This is a genomic window from Methylophilus sp. DMC14, from assembly GCF_056314085.1.
Genome location: NZ_JBQUZA010000005.1, coordinates 120,429 through 137,287, shown reverse-complemented (window position 1 = coordinate 137,287; position 16,859 = coordinate 120,429). Strand labels below are relative to the sequence as shown.

Annotated in this window: 14 protein-coding genes; 9 read left to right on the top strand and 5 right to left on the bottom strand. The window is 51.2% G+C overall.

Features of this window, described 5'->3' with window-relative positions:
* Positions 1 to 39: 39 nt before the first annotated feature.
* The 3 genes from ACT53C_RS11310 to ACT53C_RS11300 all read right to left on the bottom strand — a co-directional run bounded on the left by ACT53C_RS11310 (position 40) and on the right by ACT53C_RS11300 (position 2,472).
* Entirely contained in the window at positions 40 to 213 is a 174-nt protein-coding gene (locus tag ACT53C_RS11310; RefSeq protein ID WP_476146225.1) for a hypothetical protein, read from the bottom strand.
* The gene (locus ACT53C_RS11305) at positions 192 to 518 is read right to left on the bottom strand and encodes a hypothetical protein (protein ID WP_476146223.1); all 327 of its coding nucleotides are present in this window, start codon (positions 516 to 518) and stop codon (positions 192 to 194) included. The genes ACT53C_RS11310 and ACT53C_RS11305 overlap by 22 nt, the downstream gene beginning before the upstream one ends.
* Positions 519 to 690: 172 nt before the next feature.
* Positions 691 to 2,472: a glutamine--tRNA ligase/YqeY domain fusion protein gene (locus ACT53C_RS11300; protein ID WP_476146221.1), complete on the bottom strand. Its 1,782-nt coding sequence runs from the start codon at positions 2,470 to 2,472 to the stop codon at positions 691 to 693.
* Between the two features lie 167 nt (positions 2,473 to 2,639).
* On the opposite strand from ACT53C_RS11300, the gene ACT53C_RS11295 reads away from it, so the two are divergent.
* Genes ACT53C_RS11295 through ACT53C_RS11285 form a run of 3 tightly spaced genes read left to right on the top strand, consistent with a single transcriptional unit; the run spans position 2,640 to position 5,321 of the window.
* Positions 2,640 to 3,629 carry a biotin--[acetyl-CoA-carboxylase] ligase gene (locus ACT53C_RS11295; RefSeq protein ID WP_476146220.1) on the top strand — a complete coding sequence of 330 codons (990 nt, stop codon included), beginning with the start codon at positions 2,640 to 2,642 and terminating at the stop codon, positions 3,627 to 3,629.
* Positions 3,626 to 4,426: a type III pantothenate kinase gene (locus tag ACT53C_RS11290; RefSeq protein WP_476146218.1), complete on the top strand. Its 801-nt coding sequence runs from the start codon at positions 3,626 to 3,628 to the stop codon at positions 4,424 to 4,426. The genes ACT53C_RS11295 and ACT53C_RS11290 overlap by 4 nt, the downstream gene beginning before the upstream one ends.
* A gap of 13 nt (positions 4,427 to 4,439) precedes the next feature.
* On the top strand, positions 4,440 to 5,321 hold the full coding sequence (locus ACT53C_RS11285; RefSeq protein WP_476146216.1) for an SPOR domain-containing protein: 882 nt from the start codon (positions 4,440 to 4,442) through the stop codon (positions 5,319 to 5,321).
* A 96-nt stretch (positions 5,322 to 5,417) separates the two neighbouring features.
* On the opposite strand, the gene lpdA is transcribed toward ACT53C_RS11285, so the two are convergent.
* Both lpdA and ACT53C_RS11275 read right to left on the bottom strand, forming a co-directional pair.
* Complete coding sequence (gene lpdA, locus ACT53C_RS11280; RefSeq protein ID WP_476146215.1) at positions 5,418 to 7,205, bottom strand: dihydrolipoyl dehydrogenase; 1,788 nt, start codon at positions 7,203 to 7,205, stop codon at positions 5,418 to 5,420.
* A gap of 110 nt (positions 7,206 to 7,315) precedes the next feature.
* The gene (locus tag ACT53C_RS11275; protein WP_194747104.1) at positions 7,316 to 7,789 is read right to left on the bottom strand and encodes a hypothetical protein; all 474 of its coding nucleotides are present in this window, start codon (positions 7,787 to 7,789) and stop codon (positions 7,316 to 7,318) included.
* 207 nt (positions 7,790 to 7,996) lie between these two features.
* Between ACT53C_RS11275 and ACT53C_RS11270 the strand changes: the two genes are divergently transcribed.
* The 6 genes from ACT53C_RS11270 to ACT53C_RS11245 all read left to right on the top strand — a co-directional run bounded on the left by ACT53C_RS11270 (position 7,997) and on the right by ACT53C_RS11245 (position 16,840).
* Positions 7,997 to 9,610, top strand: coding sequence for a glycoside hydrolase family 17 protein (locus ACT53C_RS11270; protein WP_476146213.1), 1,614 nt, complete (start codon positions 7,997 to 7,999; stop codon positions 9,608 to 9,610).
* 34 nt (positions 9,611 to 9,644) lie between these two features.
* Positions 9,645 to 12,206, top strand: a complete 2,562-nt coding sequence (locus tag ACT53C_RS11265) for a glycosyltransferase (protein ID WP_313983962.1) — start codon at positions 9,645 to 9,647, stop codon at positions 12,204 to 12,206.
* Positions 12,185 to 13,339: a PA0069 family radical SAM protein gene (locus ACT53C_RS11260; RefSeq protein ID WP_476146367.1), complete on the top strand. Its 1,155-nt coding sequence runs from the start codon at positions 12,185 to 12,187 to the stop codon at positions 13,337 to 13,339. The genes ACT53C_RS11265 and ACT53C_RS11260 overlap by 22 nt, the downstream gene beginning before the upstream one ends.
* Before the next feature lie 142 nt (positions 13,340 to 13,481).
* The gene (locus ACT53C_RS11255) at positions 13,482 to 14,141 is read left to right on the top strand and encodes a PepSY-associated TM helix domain-containing protein (protein WP_476146211.1); all 660 of its coding nucleotides are present in this window, start codon (positions 13,482 to 13,484) and stop codon (positions 14,139 to 14,141) included.
* A 103-nt stretch (positions 14,142 to 14,244) separates the two neighbouring features.
* Positions 14,245 to 16,365 (top strand): TonB-dependent siderophore receptor, encoded by a 2,121-nt coding sequence (locus ACT53C_RS11250; protein ID WP_379077623.1) that lies wholly within the window; start codon positions 14,245 to 14,247, stop codon positions 16,363 to 16,365.
* Positions 16,366 to 16,429: 64 nt separating this feature from the next.
* The gene (locus tag ACT53C_RS11245) at positions 16,430 to 16,840 is read left to right on the top strand and encodes a gamma-glutamylcyclotransferase family protein (RefSeq protein ID WP_476146208.1); all 411 of its coding nucleotides are present in this window, start codon (positions 16,430 to 16,432) and stop codon (positions 16,838 to 16,840) included.
* Positions 16,841 to 16,859 lie beyond the last annotated feature (19 nt).

Below are 16,859 nucleotides of genomic sequence, written 5' to 3'. Positions count from 1 at the left end.
AGCGCGTTAGTACGGACTAGTTACTCAGTCCACCACAAACTATTGTTTATATGTAACAACCTGTTGTTGAAGCTTGTCATTCGTATGGCCTTGATAAACTACATAAGGCGTACCAGTTTGCTCTGCCAGTTTTTTTGCAGCTTGAGCTGCGCGCCATAGGGCTTGATCAATGCCCTCAAACTCTTTTTCTATTAACTTTTCTTTTTCATCCATAGATTTACGCCGCGAGAGATTAATTTAGGTTCATTGGCTGAATTGTCATACAAAGACCATGAATTTGCTAGAGCGCTGTAAAGCTGATGAAGGTTTGCTAAACCCGCTTTGAATCTACGCTTATTAGTAGGGGTTGGGATATTGTGGCCATCAGCGGTCGTTTCAGGGGAGAGGGGGGCCAACCCGGCCGCAATCAGGTCGGCATTGATAAAGATTGGACAATTGGCCTCATTAGGCAAGTATTCACGGGCAAAGGTAGTTTTTCCTGCGCCGTTTGGACCTGCAATAATGATGACTTTTTTCATCGGCCTAGAAGTTGGTCAATTCTTTCAAAAACGACTTCGGCTGGGATGGTTTTTACCTTGTTGGAAAGGATGTCATCCAGACGTTGCTTGGAAATAGTTAGCCACGCTTGCTCATCCAAGCTGAGTTCCCGCCTTTGAGGGAAAGATGAATGATTGGCGTGGCTCTTATCCATTATTTCTGCCAAGTATCCTTCAACGTTACCGTTCTGTTAAACACTGGCTTGCCAGTCACGCTATCTTTTCTGTCCGCGACAAAATAGCCATGACGCTCAAACTGGTAGCTGTCGCCTGGGTTGGCTTCCTGCGCGCTTTGCTCAAGCTGGGCGGTGATGACTTTGACAGAATCCGGGTTAATGTCTTCTAAAAAGTCTTTGTCGCCGCTGCCTGGGTGCGCGTCTTTAAACAGGCGGTCGTACAGGCGGATTTCGGCAGTGTAAGCATGTGCGGCACTCACCCAGTGGATATTGCCTTTGACCTTGACGCTATCAGCGCCCGGTGTGCCAGATTTGGTGTCTGGCAGGTATTCGCAATGCACGGTGGTGACGTTGCCAGCTGCATCTTTTTCACAGCTCAGGCATTTGACCACGTAGCCGTATCGCAGGCGCACCATGTTGCCTGGGAACAGGCGGAAGTAGCCTTTGGAAGGTTCTTCCATAAAGTCTTCGCGCTCGATCCATAATTCTTTGGAGAGTTTGACCACGCGTTTGCCCAGCTCAGGGTTTTGCGGGTGGTTAGGGGCGTAGCAATCTTCGGCTTGGCCCTCTGGGTAATTATCAATCACCAGTTTGATCGGGTCGAGCACGCCGATTTTGCGCGGGGCGGATTCGTTAAGGACTTCGCGCATGCAGTCTTCGAGGATGCTGTAATCAATCCAGGAGTCTGCCTTGGAGACGCCGATACGGTCTGTAAACAGCTTAAAGCCTTCTGGCGTGTAACCGCGACGGCGAGCACCGGCCAGCGTCGGCAGGCGTGGGTCATCCCAGCCAGAAACATGTTTTTCTTCGACTAACTGAATCAGCTTGCGCTTGGAGAGCACGACATAGGTCAGGTTGAGGCGTGCAAACTCATATTGGTAAGGCACCGGTTTGTTAATCATTCCGGCATCAGCCAGATTGTCCATCAGCCAATCGTAGAAAGGGCGCTGGTCTTCAAATTCTAGCGTGCAGATGGAGTGGGTTATGGTTTCCAGGGCATCCTCAATCGGATGCGCGAAGGTGTACATAGGGTAGATGCACCATTTGTCACCGGTGTTGTGGTGGTGGGCGCGGCGGATACGGTAAATCGCGGGGTCACGCATATTGATGTTGGGCGAGGCCATATCAATTTTCGCGCGTAACACCATGCTGCCATCGGCGTGCTTACCATCGCGCATTTCTCTGAAGATGCGCAGATTTTCTTCTGCACTGCGGTCGCGGAATGGCGAGTTTTTACCTGGCTCGGTCAGCGTGCCGCGGTTGATACGCATTTCATCGGCGCTTTGCGCATCGACATAGGCTTGTCCGCGTTGAATCAAGGCCTCGGCAGCGGCATACATAAAGTCAAAATAATCGCTGGCAAAGTAGAGATTGTCTTCTTTGCTGCCATCCGGGCGGGTATTGTCCCAGTCAAAGCCCAGCCACCGCACCATCTCAGTGATGCTATCTACATATTCCTGGCTTTCTTTTTCTGGGTTGGTGTCGTCAAAACGCATATGACAGATGCCGCCATAATCACGCGCTAACCCAAAGTTGAGAAACACCGATTTGGCATGGCCGATGTGCAAATAACCATTCGGCTCGGGCGGAAAACGGGTGCGAATTTTAGCAAAATCGGTTTGTCCGGTGGCGTGATGCGCGGCATCGCCTGGCGTACCAGCCCATTTCTTTTCGGCATATTTTTCTTCGGTAAGGTCTCTATCAACAATAGCGCGGATAAAATTGGAGGCGGCGGGGATCGGTTCTTTTTGTGTAGACATGGCGGTTCTTGAAGTTGCTAAAGTGTGCTTATTTTACACGGTTAGCGACCTGACCCAAAACGCTTAATACAGGGCGTTTCGGGCTTTTATCGCCCGGCCTGACAGGGCGGGTATGCTACACTGCGGGCTATGAATATACGCATGATTATCGCCACTCACCTGTTGTTATGAACAAGCTGGCATTTCCTATTCTGGCCGTGCTGGCGGATGGCAAATTTCACTCTGGTGAAGACTTGGCCCAGCGTTTTGGCGTCACGCGCGCCACGGTATATAACGCGATTCAATCTGCTGAGCAGCTAGGCATCAAGGTGTTTTCAGTCCGTGGACGCGGATATCGCTTGCCCAAGCCGCTGACCTTGCTCGATGCGGATCAAATTACCCAGGCCTGTGGTGACTATGCGCCCTGGTTTCATGTGCAAGTGCTGGCGCAGGTGGATTCAACTAACCGCTATTTAATGCAGGAGAGTGCGCGCGGTATTGCCCATGCGACCTGTGTGGCGGCGCATATGCAGACAGCCGGGCGCGGTCGACGCGGCCGTTCCTGGCATTCTCAATTGGGGGGTAGCCTGACTTTTTCATTGCTCTGGCGCTTTCAATGTGGCGCGGCTGGCTTGTCTGGCTTGAGCCTGGTAGTCGGTTTGGCTTTAGTACGGGCGTTACACGCGATGGGCTTAACCAGCGTGCGCTTAAAATGGCCGAATGACTTGCTGGTGTTGCAAGCGGGTAGTTGGCACAAGTTGGGCGGGATTCTGATTGAGCTGCAAGGGGATATGGAAGGCCCAAGTGCAGCGGTGATCGGCATAGGCCTCAATTTGGAATTGGAGGCTGACTTACAACAGCAGATTGACCAAGCGGCGATGGGCCTAAATCAGTTGGCGGGTGCGCCTGTAGACCCTAACCAGTTGCTCGGCCACTGCTTGAACCAGTTGGCGCAACACTTAAGCCAGTTTGCCGAGCATGGTTTTGCCTATTTTCAGCCCGAGTGGACGGCGTATCATGCTTTTGAGCAGCAAGCTGTGAATCTGCTGTTAGCCAATGGCCAGTCGGTTCCCGGTCGCGTGGTTGGCGTAGCTGAAGAGGGCAGTTTGCTGGTAGAAACCGCTGCCGGTATTCAGCGCTTTAACGCAGGCGAAATCAGCGTTCGGAGTGCGGCATGAAACTGCTGATTGATGCCGGCAATAGCCGCACCAAATGGGCCTGGTGTCCTGAGCAATCAAGCCAGCCGAAAGCGCTGCAGATCAATACCCTGGATAATCAAGACTGGTTTGAGGGCACCGCACAAGCGCAAGCCTTGCACGCCGCAATTGCTAAAGCGAGCCAAATCTATTTAAGCAATGTGGCGGGCGAGCGCTGGCTGCAAGCCTTGCCCGAGCGGGATCAACGTTTGCAAGCTATTGTCGCCACCTCTTCAGCCTTGGGTTTGCAAAACAGCTACAGTCAACCTTCGCAACTGGGTAGCGACCGCTGGTGCAGCCTGTTAGCGGTATGGCGTAGCGAGGGCCAATCAGCATTGGTCGTCAGCGCGGGTACCGCAATGACGATGGATGCGCTGCTAGTCAAGCAAGAAGTTAAGCAAGAGCTCAAACAAGCACAGGCGATGTTTGCTGGCGGCAGTATCCAGCCTGGCTTGCGACTGATGTGGCAAAGTTTGCAACAAGGGGCGGCGCAACTCGATTATGCCTATCCCGACCTTGACGCTGGCACGGATGGCTTTGCGCAAAATAGCCAGTATGCCATGTGGGTAGGCTGCGTGCAGGCGCTGGCTGCTTCGGTGGCTGCCCAATATGCGCGCTTGTGCCAGCAGCTGGATCATGTGCCTTTATTGTTCATGAGTGGCGGCGATGCAGATTTAATCGCCAGATATTTGCCGCACGCATTGTCAGCACAGGCGATTATTGTGGATAATCTGGTATTAAAGGGATTGGCCTGCCTGGCTGAGTGTTCAGACGAATGAAAAGTATAAGAGAATGAAAAAAATATTCTGGATATTGGTATTGCTGAATGTGGTGGTGTTTGCTTATTTTGAGCGCGATGCCCTGTCACCTGCCGTCAGTAGCCTTAAACCAGAGCTCCAGCCACAGCAAATTAAAATCCTCACCGAGCAGTCATTGCTGGCTTACCCCACACGCGCTCCAGAGGCGGCGGTAAACGAGCCTTCCGATTCGGTAGTGCAGCCTGCTGATAGCCATGTGCCTGCCAGTGAGCCAGTGTCAAAACCAGATGCCAAGGGTGCTGAAGCTAAACTGCCTGAAACCAAGCCATCTGAGCAAAAAACTCCTGAGCCTAACAAGCCCGTGAGCTCCAACCTGGTGGAAGCGAGACCCGCTGAAGCAAAGCAGGCAGAAAAAGCCCCGTCGGCTAAGCCCGCAGAACAACATACCGCGACGGCTGGCGCATGCTATGAGTGGAGCAGCTTCAACACGGCGCGCTTGAATGAAGCCTTGAGCCTGGCACAGCAACTCAATATCAAGACTCATACCAATCTGATCGGCAGTCCGCAGGATAATGTGCGTTACTGGATTTATAAACCGCCGCTACCTACTGCCGAGGCTGCGCAAATCAAAGCCGATGAATTGCGTAAACTCGGTGTGGAGGATTTCTTTGTTGTGCAAGACGACCCCAAATGGCGCCACGCAATCTCGTTCGGAGTTTTTCGTGATGAAAAACTGGCCGATAAGCTCATGCTAGACCTCAAAAATAAGGGGGTAAAATTGTTGATTAAAGCGACCCGTAATGGCGGTCAGGCGGTCATCAAAATGCAACAGGTCTCGCCACAACAACTTGCCGGTTTACAAAAAGCGCGTTCGCAGTTTCCAGATGCCGTGCTTAAAGAAATACCTTGTAATTAAAATTCACAAGGCGTTAAAACGATAGACATCAAAAAACCCGCATTCGCGGGTTTTTTGATGGTGATGACTGCTAATAATTAATAAGTACTGGTATGTTCATCGCTTTTTCGGTGGCAGCATATCCGTAATGGTGCCTTCCTTGAGTTCAGCGGCAAAGCACACTGTTTCAGACAAGGTGGGGTGAGCATGAATGGTCAGACCCAGGTCATGCGCATCGGCGCCCATTTCAATCGCCAGCACGGCTTCTGCCAGCAATTCGCCAGCATTGACGCCAACGATTCCGGCACCAATCACACGGTGAGTGTCTTTGTCGAAAATCAGTTTGGTTGCGCCTTCGGTACGCGCGATAGACAAGGCGCGGCCACTGGCAGCCCACGGGAAGCTGGCTTTTTCGATCTCAATGCCTTTGGCTTTGGCTTCGGTTTCAGTGAGGCCTACCCAGGCGACTTCGGGATCCGTATAGGCGACGGAAGGGATAACACTGGCGACAAATTCGACCTTGTGACCGGCAATCACTTCTGCGGCTACTTTCGCTTCATGCGTGGCTTTATGGGCCAGCATGGGTTGGCCAACAATATCACCAATCGCAAAAATGTGTGGGACATTGGTACGCATTTGTTTGTCCACGCTAATAAAGCCGCGGTCATCGACGGCCACACCAGCATTTTCGGCACCAATATTTTTACCATTCGGGCGGCGACCAATAGAAACGAGCACGCGGTCATATTTTTGCGTCTCTTGCGGCGCATTAGCACCTTCAAAGTCTACATAAATCCCATCCGCCTTGGCTTCGATCTTGGTGACTTTGGTTGACAACATAATGCTTTCAAAACGTTTTTCCATGCGTTTTTGCAGTGGACGCACCAGGTCGCGGTCACAACCGGTAATCAGGCCGTCCATAAATTCCACCACGCTCACTTTAGAGCCCAGCGCGTCGTAGACCGTCCCCATTTCGAGGCCGATAATGCCGCCGCCAATCACCAGCATACGGCCTGGGATATCGGCCAAAGCGAGTGCGCCAGTGGAGTCCATGATGCGTTCATCTTCAGGCGCCCCCGGAAATTTGGTGGCTTGTGAACCTGCGGCAATAATCGCATTCTCAAAACCGACCAGGGTGACTTTGCCATCGGCGCCGGTGACGGCAATCTGGTGTGGGCTGGTGAATTTACCGACGCCATTGACCACCGTGACCCCACGCGCCTTAGCCATCTGGGCCAAACCACCAGTCAGCTTGCCGACGACATCGTTAGCTTTCCAGTTGCGCAGTTTGTCGAGATCAATGTCCGGTTTGCCAAAGCGCAAGCCATGGTGTTCGGTTTCTTGCGCTTCAGTGATGACTTTAGCCGTGTGTAACAAGGCTTTGGAAGGGATGCAGCCTACATTGAGGCAAACACCACCAAGTGTTGGATAGCGTTCTACCAGAACCACTTTCAGGCCCAGGTCGGCTGCACGGAAGGCGGCAGTGTAGCCGCCAGGCCCGGAGCCCAATACCATGACCTGACAGGTGACATCATGATTACCTGTCGGTACCGCTGGGGCAGGGGCTGCCGCAACTGGGGCAGCGGGCGCCGCCGTGGCGGTGGTTTGTGTGGCGGGTGTAGCAGCAGGTGCTACGGCAGGTTGTGCTGCGGTCGTGGTTGATTCAGCACTTTCCAGCAGCAAGATCAGGCTGCCTTTGGCGACTTTGTCACCCACCTTGATTTTTAACTCCTTGACCACGCCAGCATGTGAGGAGGGAATGTCCATGGAAGCTTTGTCAGACTCCACGGTAATGAGGGAATCTTCTTTGGCCACGGTATCGCCGACGGCGACCAGCACTTCAATCACATCGACACTGTCAAAATTGCCGATATCCGGCACCACTATTTCAACCATTTGACTCATGAAAACCTTATGTATGCGTTAGTTTTGCTATTTTATCACCAAAAGAACAACCGCACTTTTGGCTTGTCACTGCTTGATTGTCCCGATAGATGTTTCAATCACATCGTGCATCAGCGTTTGGCGGGGGCGGTTGTGACCGGTTTAACCGCTGTGGCTGGCTTCATGGTGCAGGTTTCATGGCCGTAATTGCCGCCCGTATCATCTGGTTCGTAATAATCGTTTTTAAAGGTCCAGCCGGCCTTGCCCACTTTGCTGAATTGACCCATGCCGGTGGAGAATTCTGCATATTTGGCATCAGACAGTTTAAAGGTCATTGCCAACTGTTTGCCACGGGTAATGGCCTGGCCAGTGTAGCTTTGCTTGTTTTCCGTGTGTGTTGCCAGCTCGTAGACGGAAACTTGTGCTGTGCTGTTGCGGCGGTTCTTTTTGAGATAAATGGTCACTTCATAATCGCCGACAGCAATATTGTTGCCTTTGCACAAATATTCACCACTGTAATCCGGTGACGCGGCAGGGGCTGAAAACGCAGTGGATGAAAAGATTGCGAACAGACTAAAGGTGATTAAACAGGATTTAACGTTCATATGACTTCTGAAATAAATTTTTGGCGTGAGAAAGTTTAAAAGCCTGAGTTTTTTGCGAGACTTTTGAATACATTTCATCATAATTGCAATTACATAATTTACCAAGTCTCTTTTAGTGTTTTTGTCGCTTGCAGCTTGTAAAAGCAGGGCGCAAGCCTAGGTGATTTATGAGAGAATAGCCGCTATTTTTAGCAACCTCGTGACAAGGTGACCATATTGCAGCGTTTGTTATCAAGAATTTCACCCATCGTCTGGCTGACCTTGTTTTTACTTGGCTCCGTTTACTACGTCTGGCGATTGCAGCAACCACAAGTGTTGCTTGAGGTGGATGCGGATGCGTTGCCCCTGCAATGCATCTCTTATTCGCCTTATTACAAGCCTGGCATGAGTCCGCTGGTCAAGGATATGCATGTCGATCCGCTGCAGATTGAGCAGGATTTACAAGCCTTGTCCAAAGTCACGCGCTGTGTGCGCACTTATTCCGTCGGCCAGGGGATGGATTATGTGCCCAAGGCTGCGCAAAAACTGGGCATGAAAGTCATTCTTGGCGTCTGGATCGGTTGGCTGGAAGATCTCAACCAGGCAGAGCTCAAGCTAGCGGTGCAGCAAGCGAACCAGTATCCGGAGACCGTGCGTGGCATTGTGGTAGGGAACGAGGTCTTGTTGCGCGGCGAGCAGTCCGAGCCCAAGATGCATGGCTACCTGCAATGGGTGAAAGCCAATACCAAGGTGCCAGTCACGTATGCCGATGTGTGGGAGTTTTGGCTCAAGCATCCTACTTTAGAGCAGGACGTGGACTTCGTCACCGTGCATATTCTGCCCTATTGGGAAGATAAGCCGGTTGCCATTGATCAGGCGGTTGCCCATACTGCTTCGGTGATGGGACATTTGGGCACAGTCTTTAAAAAACCTATTTTGATTGGTGAAACCGGCTGGCCATCGCAAGGTCGTCAACGCTTCTGGGCCAAGCCGAGCGCGATCAATCAAGCCAAATATATGCGTGGTTTTTTGCAGGCCGCCAAGCAGAGTCAATGGCAATATAACGTGATTGAAGCCGTGGATCAGCCTTGGAAGCGTGAGCTGGAGGGCACGGTCGGGGGGTATTGGGGCGTGCTTGATACGGACCTAAAACCCAAATTCAGCTTGCAGGGAGCGATGGCTGAGCGTGCAGATGGCTTGCAACCCTATCTGGCCGCGCTCGGCCTGGGACTGCTATTCGTTGCCTATGGATTTTATCGCCATCGCCCAGCGAATCAATTGGCGGTACTCGCATTAAGCGGCATGCTGCTGGGCTTGCATGCCTATCTGCAACTGGAATATGTACACTTGGCGGCCCGTAATTCTCTAGAGCTCAGTATGCTGGCTGGGCTTGCCGTGCTGGGGTGGGGACTGCTTGGCTTGCAGCTCAGGCAGTGGCTGGGGTTGAACGCAAAAGCTTGCCTGGAACAAGCCGCGCTCCGACTGCTGGCGGTCGGATTCTTGCTGACCAGTGGCGCGCTTGCAGTCAATGGGCGCTATCTGGATTTCCCCATCATCTTGGTCTGCCTGCCATTGGTCGCGATCACGATTTCTTTATTAATGCCACTCGCTCAGACTGGTCAAACAGGGGCCGTCAATGCTGGATTCTGGCTGGTGGCTGCACTGCTGGTCATGGCTGCCAATTGCGCCGTGGCCGTGGCGATCATGGAGCCAGGGAATACCATGGCCTGGTGGTGGACTGCTGTCTGCGGTGTTGCCTTGCTGATATTACCTCTCAGAAGCCTACAAGTAGGTATTCCGCTGACAGCCAACGCTGCTGATTCAGCGTATCATTCAGTTTAAAACAATAACTCATCAATAACGGGAAGTGTGAGAAGTGATCGTTTCATGGTTTAAAAAATTGCTGCCAAGTCTGGCGTTTGCGATAGTCTTTTCAGCGTTGCATTTTGGCCTCTGGACGCTGGCCAACCGGGCGCTGCCACTGATCAGTGTCAAGCCGGAAGTCAATGGATTTGCCTACACCGGCTACCGGGCCAACCAAAGCCCGCTCGAAGGGCAGCATCCGAACACCGCCGAACTGGCGCAAGATCTCGACCTCATGCATAAACATACGCGCCACATTCGTATGTATTCATCACTGGATTTGAACGAGGTGATCCCGCTGGCCGCCAAGCGCAATATGAATGTAATTGCGGGGGCCTGGATAGATGCAGACAAGCAGAAAAATACGCGGGAAGTGTCTGCCTTGCTCGAAAAGCTGGAAAACTACAGCAATATTGACCGTGTGATTGTTGGCAACGAATCGCTGTTGCGTAATGATTTGCCGGTTCCGTCCTTGATTGAATACCTGGATTTTGTCCGCGAACATAGCAATGTGCCTGTGTCTACCGCCGAGCCTTGGCATGTTTGGCTCAAACACCCGGAGTTGGTGAAGCATGTGGATTATATTGCGGTACACCTGCTGCCTTATCATGAAGGCGTGCCGGTTGAAAAAGCTGTGCAATACACCATTGAACGCTATAACCAGCTCATGGAAGCTTATCCCCGTAAAAAAATCGTGATCACCGAGGTAGGCTGGCCCAGTCGTGGTCCAGCGATTGGCGCTTCTGTCGCCAGCGAAGTCAACCAGGCGCGTTTTATCCGCGAGTTCCTGGCCCGTAACTCCATTGAGGATCTGGATTTTTACCTGATGGAGGCGTTTGACCAGCCCTGGAAAGTTGCGCTGGAAGGCTGGGCGGGTGCCTATTGGGGCATGTATAACGCTGATCGCCACCAGAAATACTCCCTGCAAGACGCGGTACCACCGAATACGCGCTGGATTGCCAAAGCCACTTGGTCTACGGTGCTGGCATTTATCCCGATGATGTTTATTGCCTGGCGCTTTAAGCACTGGGGCATAGGGGGCGTATTGTCGATGGCGGTGTTGTTTCAGGCCTGTATCACGACCTTGACCATTGCCTGGAATCTGCCAGGGGACTACTACTACACCTTGCGCGATTTTGTGGTTCTGATCGGGCTGATATTGGGTATTGCACTGACCTCGATGGTGTTGATGATCTACGCCGCCGAATTTAGTGAGGTCATGTTTAAACCTTACTGGCGGAGGTTCTTTAAACGCGCCCAGCCATTACCTGCCGATCAGGAGTTATTTGTCTCTATCCACCTGGCCTGTTACAACGAGCCGCCAGAAATGGTCATTGCCACGATTGATAGCCTGCGCAATCTGAACTACACGCATTATGAGGTGATCGTGGTGGATAACAACACCAAGGATGAGGCGAAATGGAAGCCGCTTGAGGCTTATATGGCAAATATGCCGGATAACTTCCATTTTTATCACTTGCCTTCCTGGCCAGGCTTTAAAGCGGGTGCGCTGAATTTTGCGCTGGATAAAACCCACCCGGATGCGCAAGTGGTGGGGGTAGTCGATGCTGACTATGTGGTGACACCAGACTGGTTGTCCGACCTCGTCCCTCATTTTCAGGAATCGCAAGTGGCGGTCGTACAAGCACCACAAGCCCACCGTGAATGGGAAAATCATTTCTTCCACCGCATGTGTAACTGGGAGTTTGAAGGTTTCTTCCGCATTGGCATGCATCACCGCCATGAGCGTAATGCGCTGATTCAGCATGGCACCATGACACTGATCCGCCGTGAGTCGTTGCAAACGCTGGGCGGCTGGTCTGAGTGGTGTATTTGTGAGGATACCGAACTTGGGTTGCGATTGCTCGAGAGAAACATGGAGTTGCGTTATATTGATGAAACCTTTGGGCGTGGCTTAACACCGGCCAACTTCAAAGCCTTGAAATCACAACGTAATCGCTGGGCATTTGGGGCGATGCAAATACTTAAACATCACATGCCAAAGTTGTTGGGTAAATCATCACTCAACTTTAGTCAGCGCTACCACTTTTTGACTGGCTGGTTTGGCTGGTTTGGGGAGGCCTTGCAACTGATATTCACCATCGGTTCTATCGGCTGGACGATTGCCATGTTGGCATTCCCTAAATACTTCAGTTTGCCGGTGGTGGTCATGATTGTTCCCATACTGTGTTTCCTGGCGATCAAGGCCATTCTGGGACCAGTCTTGTACCGCAAAACCATGCATTGCAGCTGGATGGATATCTTTGGCGCTTCACTGGCCAGCTTGGGTTTATCACATGCCATTGCTCGGGGTATCATCAGTGGCCTGACACACAAGGCAGGCGTCTTTGTCGTGACGAATAAAACCAAAGCCAAACTTAGTAATTGGCAGCTGATCGCGCCAATCAAGGAGGAGTTGACGATTCTGATCTCTCTGTTGCTCAGCGCAGCAGCCATGTTGTATTCGCGCGGTTTTAGCAACCTGGATGCGCAATTGTGGGTTTCCATGCTGGCGCTGCAATCCCTGCCGTACTGGAGTGCGTTGGCATGCCAGTGGATATCGGAACGCAAGTAGACCAATTAGCGCAAGACCATCTTGATGCTTTTCCACCCGAGCGGGTGGAAAAGCCACTTATATACAAAGGGCGTGCGGCCAGCAGCAATCAGATCAGCCGCTTTGATCCACATCGCCGCGAAATCATAGATGACGGCTGGGGCAGTCTGGATGAAGAGGCGCCTGCCCTACGCACAGAAGTCATGCTGGATGCGGCTAAAAGCATCATCAATTACATTCAATCTCCAGACCTGCCGTTTGATCGTACCCTGAATCATTACCGTGGCTGTGAGCATGGCTGTATTTATTGCTATGCCAGACCCACGCATGCCTATCTGGGGCTTTCTCCCGGCCTCGATTTTGAGTCACGCTTGCTCATTAAGGCGAAGGCTGCCGAGCTGCTGAAAAAGGAATTGGCACACCCCGAATACCGATGTGCGCCGATTGCCATCGGTATGAATACGGACAGCTACCAACCCATAGAGCGTGAATATCAACTGACGCGCCAGGTGATTCAGGTGCTGAGTGACGCCAATCATCCCTTTAGCCTTGTCACCAAGTCCTCACTGGTTGAGCGTGATATTGACCTGATTGCGCCTATGGCTGCCAAGGGGTTGGCCAGTATTTATCTGAGTATTACCACGTTAGATCGTCAGATTGCCAGACGACTGGAACCGCGGGCAGCCGCGCCTGAGCGTCGTTTTGAAACACTGCGTAAACTTAGTACAGCAGGTATTCCAACCGGCGTGATGGTGGCGCCGGTGATTCCGGCCTTAACAGACTGTGATATGGAAAAGATTCTTGAACAGGCGTATCAGGCAGGCGCGCGCAAGGCGGGCTATGTGTTTTTGCGCTTGCCGCATGAATTAAGTGATTTATTCCAGGCGTGGTTGCAACAGTATTTTCCACTCAAGGCCGACCATGTCATGAGCTTAATCAAGCAAAGCCGCGGCGGTAAAACCTATCAAAGTGGTTTTGGTCAGCGCATGCGTGGTGAGGGCATATTTGCCGACCTGCTGGCGCATCGTTTTAAACTTAGTTGCCAGAAATTGGGCATGTCAGGCGAGCGGCTTGATTTGCGCACGGATTTGTTTTCTGCAGATCCTAGCTGGGGGTGTGCTACTAAGCTTCAACAGCAATTCTCATTGTTCTAAAAAATATTGATCACTATCGTCGGTATGCGTTGATTGAGGTATAATTGCGTCTTATTCTCAATTAATAGCAACCCGAAATGTTTTATCGAAAGACACGATTGTCGCTGGTTGAGATTTTCCCATCATTCTCAGAAAGCGCTTAGTGCAACATCCACGCCAACTCTCAGCCAATGCCCAACGTGCAAAAACCATCCGCTGGTTACGACAGGTGCATGGGTGGTTAGGTTTATGGGGAGCATTACTGGGGTTGCTGTTTGGCGTCACCGGGATTCTGCTGGATCACCGCAATACCCTTAAAATCCCTGCAGTTCAAATCGAGCAAAAAGAAATTCAGCTGACAGTTCCTGCTGCTTATACCGCGACAAAGCAGGACTTTGTTCGATACCTGCAACAGACATTTGAGATTGACCATACGCCTTTTCAAAAGAAGGCCAAGCCTGCATTCAAGACCAAATCTTCCGCGCGGTTTATGGGTAAAACCTTAGCGCAGCCAGAAAAATGGGAAGTCGAATTCCGTATGCCGCAACTAAAACTCACCGCAGAGTACGTGGTGGGTAATGAATATGCGCTGGTACGCAAGGAAGAGGTAAATGCCTGGGGATTTTTGACCAACCTGCACAAAGGGACGGGCGCAAGTGTGGGTTGGGTACTCATGGCTGATACGTTGGCGGGTGGGCTGATTGTGTTGTCTATCACGGGTGTATTGCTCTGGACCAAAATGCGTCAGTCAAGATTGATATTGGCGGGATTGATGGGGAGCTCTTTGATAGTGGGCGTGTGGTTGACACTGGCGATGTTGTAACCATTGCTTGGAAAGTATTTAAGTAGCGCTTACGCTGTGGTAAGTTGGATTTGTGTTAATATATTTAATGATAATGATTATTATTTAATATAGAGGGTGATCCATGAAGTTCCAGACCGCGGCCCTGGTCGCAGCCACCTTGTCTACATCCATGGCAAGTGCAGAGGCGTTGCAGCCCGACCATCAAACCTTGCCAGAGGTGGCCGTCAAAACAAACAAAATCGCAGAGTCAACCACTGCCCCGATTAAAAAATATCGAGCCAGTCAGGCACGTACCGCAACAAAAACTGATCTGCCAATTAACGAAACCAGCCAATCCATCTCGGTGGTCAGCAGTGAGCAAATGCGCGATCAAGCGGTGCAAACGCTGGCGGAATCGCTACGTTTTGTGGCGGGGGTGGATGCCGGGCAACGAGGCCGGCGCGGGCTGGATGACTTTTCGATTCGTGGCTTTGTGCAAAGTGATTATGTGCTCAGAGATGGGATGCGGATGGCGTATGACCTCTCCTGGATACAAGCTGAGCCTTTCGGTCTGGAGCGGGTAGAAGTGCTTAAAGGGCCTTCTTCTGTGCTTTATGGCCAGACCGGTCCGGGTGGCTTTGTCAATTTAGTCAGCAAGCGTCCAACCGATACCCCTATGGCCCGTTTTGGCATGGCTTTTGGCAATTATCAGCAACAGCAATACACGGCAGATATTTCTGATGCGCTGAATCAGGATAAAACCCTGCGTTACCGCTTGGTGGCCTTGACTGCCAGCAGTGATGACCAGGTCGATTTTGTCGATAGAAAGCGCCAGTATGTGGCCCCTTCACTGACTTGGGATATCAGTGACAATACCAGTTTGACGGTATTGACCAGCTATCAAAAGAGCAGTTATGTGCCGATACGCGGATTACCTGCCGATGGCACCATCTTGCCTAACATAAATGGCGATATTTCCTTCAAACGTTTTGTCGGTGTGCCCGGCCTGGACCATTACGATACAGAACAAACTTTGCTCGGTTATGAGTTCTCGCATGCTTTTAATGCGCATTTGAGTTTTAGGCAAAACGTACGCTATAACACCCTCAATTTGAACGGCACCTTTACCGAACCACGGACGCTTTCGGCCAATCAGCTCAACTATAATCGCAGTGCGTCTATTCGTGATTTGTCTGCCCAAATGTGGACCTTGGATCATCAATTGTCTGCCAACTTCACGACTGCAGCTTTTAGTCATCAAATGCTTTTTGGGTTAGACCACATCCGTTATTATTTAAACCGCTTTTATGCGACTCGAAGCGTCTCGGCTTTAAATCTGTTCAATCCCAATTACAGTAATGTCAGTTTGGGCAATGTGACTGTGACCGGGAATAGCACAGGTAGTGACGAGTTATTGCAACAAGGGGTTTATTGGCAAGATCTGGTTAAATTTGGAGAGGGCTGGAATCTGCAACTGGGCTTGCGTCATGACCGCTCCGAAATTAATCAGAACCGGATTACAGGCAACAATAGCCAAAGCAATGCACACAAAACCACTGGCAAGCTGGGCCTGCTATATGCGTTTGAAAATGGCTGGTCGCCTTATGTCAGTTACAGTGAATCGTTTGTGCCTTTGGTTGGGAGTACCTTTGCGGGAACACCTTTTGTGCCAGAAACCGGACAGCAAAAAGAAGCCGGTCTTAAGTACGCCTCTCCTGATCAGCGCTTTTCCACAACCTTCTCTGTGTATGAGTTAAAGCGGCAGAATGTGACCACCAATGATCCGGTTAATGGCGCCAGCTTTAGTGTGCAAACAGGCGAACAGCGCCACCGCGGTTTTGAGTGGGAGGCGACGGGACAAGTGACTGATGATCTCAACCTGGTCGCCAGCTATACCTACATTGATGCGGAAGTGACCAAAAGCAACTCGACTAATCTGGGTAAGCGGCCCATTCTGGTCGCAAATCATATGGCGAATGCCTGGCTTAATTACAATCTGAGTGCAATTTTGCCAGGCTTAAGCGCCGGAGCAGGGGTGCGTCATATCGGTAAACAAGCGGGCAATGAGACCAATACATTTGATGTTCCCGACTACACCTTGTTTGATGCGGGCATTTATTACACACGAGACGCATGGCGATTTGCACTCAACGGCAAAAACCTGGCCAATAAACGCTATATGGCTGGCTGCTCCAGCCAATCCGTTTGTTTTACCGGCGACCCGCAAATGTTGTTACTGACTGCAAATTACGCATTTAAATAATTTAGGCAAGACATGATGCAGGCTGACCATGGATCAGCGCATTAAACGCAGTTAATATCGCAGCATGAATGATTTATTGTTTGTCTATGGCACCCTGCGTCAGGGTAATACCCATGCGATGTCGCTGTATCTGGCTCAGCAGGCTGATTTTGTCGCCTATGGCTGGTTTCAGGGGCTAATGTATCAGATCAGCTTCTATCCTGGCGTTGTGGCTTCTAACGACCACTCTCATCGTGTATATGGAGAGGTATATCGCCTCCGCGATGCGCAAAGTGTGTTGGCCATGCTGGATGAGTATGAAGAATGCAGTGTCCGGCATCCACAACCCGCCGAATATCAACGGGTTCAAACACAGATTATCACGATAGATGATCAGCTGCTTGAGCCAGTATGGATTTACCTCTACCAATGGCCCCTAGCGGATAAGGCGAGAATAGAGACCGGAGACTTTATGCAGCCGATGCAGATGGCTTAAAACAACAAAGGGCGCTCTC